This window comes from Bradyrhizobium elkanii WSM2783, from assembly GCF_000472865.1.
Lineage (GTDB): Bacteria > Pseudomonadota > Alphaproteobacteria > Rhizobiales > Xanthobacteraceae > Bradyrhizobium > Bradyrhizobium elkanii_A.
The window spans coordinates 1-3,764 of record NZ_AXAP01000190.1 but is presented as its reverse complement, the minus strand read 5'-3'; the positions used below and the strand labels follow the sequence as shown (position 1 = coordinate 3,764).

Sequence of the window (3,764 nt, the reverse complement as noted above, 5' to 3'; positions counted from 1 at the left end):
GCTTGCGATCTTTCCGCGAAAGGTGGACTTCTCTTGCTTCGGGTATCATCCATATCTTGAATCACGACTCACGATCCAAGAAAAGTGGGTACTAGTCCGTGTTGCGACGACATGCCCCGCTTTCAATCGCCAGATATTGATGCGATTGGCTCGCCTTTGCAATTCGCCTGGCGCAAGAGGCGCAGCCCTGCGAGCAATGCGGTGAAGACCATCGTCAGCAGCAGGATCGCGACCGTGGATTCACGGATATCGTGGACCTGCCAGCCATAGCCTCTGTCGTCGACGGCTTCGCCTCTCTCTCCCATGATCCAGGGCACGATGTGCGTAACGCCGGCGCCGACATAGAAAAGGATGCCGATCACCGCCAGCCTGTGACTAATCCTCAAGTGCTGCCGTCGGCCGTCGCAGCGCAGGTGGAGGGCGAAGGCCTGGCAGATCAGCCAGGAGGTGAGAAGCCAGCCGAGATAGTTGGAGAGTGGAACACCGAACATTCCACCGCCGCCGTGCCATATCCAAGCCTTGGCTATCGTCGCGTTAGGGGCATCCGTCACAAGATTCCACTGGGTCATCACGAAAGCGGCTACGATGGGCAGGGCGACCAAATTGAAAGGTCGATCGAGCTGACGATCGGCGTGATCCAAAAGAACCGACGCGACCACCCATGAAAAATAGCCCACAACGAACCATACCGGTCCCACGATGATCGGGATGAGGCCGATCTGCGGCAAGTCCGCGCCGACCACGAAATGAAAGGTCCCAAATGGAAACGCTGTGGCAGCGCTCAGGTTTTCCATCGCAAACGCAATTGCGTTACAAGTAACGAACAGAACCAAGGCGCTCCGCGCACCATAGGCGAAGGTGGCGTGGATCAGGGCGCAGGCAATGAAAAGTGCCGCAAGCGCTTGAGCAACCGGGGTTGGATTCCAGGAAAACCAAATTGCGGCCGCAAGAATGCCGGCGATGGCCAACCAAAGCGCGGCCTCCTGCGGCACGCGGAGTCGGCCTCGGCCGGCATTGTCTGGGGTCATTGCATGCAATCCTTCAGTTGAGCAACCGGCAGCAAGGCTTACTTAACGTAGTTGCACCGGGTAGGCAGCGCAAGTACGAGCAGCGGCGCGGGGAGAGGTGCATATTTCACTGATAGTGAGCAGCGATCTCGCGCGATCATGAGCGCCGAATTCAGACGATCGTGAGCGGCCCGCTCCGGCCAAGGCGTTGATAGAGTCAGCGTTCTGGCTGCTCGTCAAGGGTGATGGTTTTGGCGTTGCGTTTTCGCATGCTTTCGCCGGCCAGCTGGAGGCGGTGAGCGTTATGGACGAGGCGATCCAGAATGGCGTCGGCGAGCGTGGGATCTCCGATAACTTCGTGCCATGAGTCCACGGGAAGTTGGCTGGTTACGATGGTCGATGCGCGGCCATGGCGGTCCTCGAGGATTTCCAGTAGATCGCGCCGCTCGGCGACGGTGAGCACCGACAATCCCCAATCGTCCAAAATCAGAAGCTGGACGCGGCCAAGGGTTTTGAGCAAGCGGGCATAACGTCCATCTCCCCGCGCGAGCGCCAACGCTTCGAACAATCTTGGGACGCGATGGTAGAGAACCGAGCGATTGTCGCGGCAGGCCTTGTGACCGAGAGCACAGGCTAACCAGCTTTTGCCCAATCCGGTCGCCCCGGTTAGAAGAAAATTCTCGTGGCGATCGATCCAGTCGCCGCTGACGAGCTTGGCGAAGACGGCCCGGTCGATACCCCGCGGCGTGCGCAAATCGACGTCCTCCACGCAGGCATTCTGGCGAAGCGCGGCCAGCTTGAGGCACGTGGTGAGCCGCCTGGTGTCACGTTCTGCGGCTTCCCGGTCGACCAGCAGGCCGATGCGATCTTCGAACGGCAAGGCTTCGAGATCAGGTGATCGTCGCTGCTCCTCAAAGGCCTTGGCCAAGCCGCTCAAGCCGAGCTCGATCAGGCGTTCGTGGGTGGGATGGTTGAGCATACAGGTCTCCTTGGCTTCAGTGGAAATAATCCCAGCCGCGGATGTTGCCGTGGCGCAGGGGTTGGTGTTCGGAGGGTTCGTCGAGAAAGGTGCGATCCAGGCCGTTCTGGAGGATGGAGCGGATCGAGGCGACGGATCGTGCCTTGATCAGAATGCCGCGCCGGCAGGCCGCGTCGACGCGCTCGGCGCTGTAACTTTTGGTCAGCGACAGAATGCCGAGGCAGGTGCGAAAGCCTTGCTCGGGATGCGGCCGGGCCGCGATCACGGCTTGGAAGAAGGCGGCGGTCGACGGACCGATCCGCTCGCCGGGGCGGCGATCACTCCGGCGGGCGTCCATTGGCCGTAGCGCCGATGGGCGCTGGGCATATGGTCGGCGATGGTGGTGTGGCCCCGCCGGTTAGGGGCGCGGGCGTGGCTGGCGATCCTGCGGCCGTTGTGGAAGATCTCGACCGTCCTGTCGTCGATGCGCGCATCGACGAGCTCACGGATGAGCCGATACGGCGCGGAATACCAGTGTCCATCGATCTCGATATGATAGTCGGGGCCGACCCGGCATCGCTTCCAGCGTGCGAAAGCGTAAGCCTGGTCCGGCAGCTTTGTGAGCTTGGGCTGGTCGAGCTCGGCGAACAGTTCGGCGCGGCTGGCGCCAAAGTCGCGCATCTGCCGGGCATTGAGTTCGACGGCGAGTATTTTGATGGCTGCGTTCAGCTCCGCTAACGAAAAAAAGCGTTGGTTGCGCAGCCGCGCCAGAATCCATCGCTGGGCGACTTGCACCGCAACTTCGACCTTTGCCTTGTCTTTTTGGGCGCCGCGGCCGGGCTGCGAGAATGGCCGTGCCGTAATGGCTCGCCATCTCGGCATAGGTTCGGTTGAGGCCGGGATCGTGGCGGTCGGGATTGGTGACGGCGGCCTTGAGATTGTCGCAGACCACGAATGTCGGCGCGCCGCCGAGGGAGGCGAAAAGGTTGATGTGGAGGCGGATCCAGTCGGCGAGCCCCTCGCTTGGGCAGGCCTCGGCGTAGGTATAGTTGGAGGAGGCGCCCATCGCCGCGACGAACAGCTTCATCGACTGCACTTCCCCGTTTGAGGGATCGATGACGTCGATGGTGTCGCCGGCGAGATCCACGAAAACCTTCTCGCCGCCCAGATGGGTCTGCCGCATCGAAGGCCGGGCACGCCCCTTCCAGGCCTCGTAGGTCGTGCAGAACCATGTGTAGCCGAATCCATCAGGATGGGTGGCGCGATACTCGTCCCACAGCAGCCGACGGGTCACATTGCGCCGGCGCAATTCCTTGTCGACATAGCCCCAGTCGGGAGCGGACCGCTGGAGGCTCTGCGACTCCGGCTTCGGCGCAGGGAAAAGCAGCAGCTCCAGGTCCTCGTCGGTCATTCCGGCCGGCAACGGCCAGTTCAGCCCGGCAGCTCCGGCTCGGCGCAGATAGCTGTGCACGGCACCGTTGCTGATGCCCAGGGTGCGCGCGATGGCTCGCTCCGGCAAGCCTTGAACATGTTTTAAGCGGAGAACCTCTTTGATCCGGCGCATCGACAATCTCTGGGTGGGCATCGGCCTTCCTCGTTCACTGACGAGGCAGTTCCTAAGCCGGCTGAGTTATCGGCCGAAGCGGACTGAGCCACTGAAAAGCTGCTCACGATCCCGCGAAATCCCTGCTCACGATCCTCTGAAAGGCGCGGCCATTGGGCAACTTCAGATAACCCTGCGTTCGCTCCAAGGCCTGGATCGAGGGCTTCTCGTCCACGCACAGCACAATGGGCTTCGC

General features: G+C 61.6%; 5 protein-coding genes. All 5 read right to left on the bottom strand.

All coding sequences use genetic code 11. The features are described from left to right. Positions 1 to 122: 122 nt before the first annotated feature. Entirely contained in the window at positions 123 to 968 is an 846-nt protein-coding gene (locus tag YY7_RS56195; protein WP_165435655.1) for a carotenoid biosynthesis protein, read from the bottom strand. A gap of 256 nt (positions 969 to 1,224) precedes the next feature. Next, entirely contained in the window at positions 1,225 to 1,986 is a 762-nt protein-coding gene (istB, locus tag YY7_RS0149595) for an IS21-like element helper ATPase IstB (RefSeq protein ID WP_028169394.1), read from the bottom strand. Positions 1,987 to 2,002: 16 nt separating this feature from the next. Next, positions 2,003 to 2,323 (bottom strand): hypothetical protein, encoded by a 321-nt coding sequence (locus YY7_RS64720; protein WP_283807064.1) that lies wholly within the window; start codon positions 2,321 to 2,323, stop codon positions 2,003 to 2,005. After that, entirely contained in the window at positions 2,248 to 2,580 is a 333-nt protein-coding gene (locus YY7_RS65450; RefSeq protein ID WP_433994584.1) for a Mu transposase domain-containing protein, read from the bottom strand. The genes YY7_RS64720 and YY7_RS65450 overlap by 76 nt, the downstream gene beginning before the upstream one ends. After that, positions 2,468 to 3,529 (bottom strand): IS21 family transposase, encoded by a 1,062-nt coding sequence (gene istA, locus YY7_RS56190; RefSeq protein WP_283807063.1) that lies wholly within the window; start codon positions 3,527 to 3,529, stop codon positions 2,468 to 2,470. Before istA ends, YY7_RS65450 begins: the two co-directional genes overlap by 113 nt. Between the last annotated feature and the right edge of the window lie 235 nt (positions 3,530 to 3,764).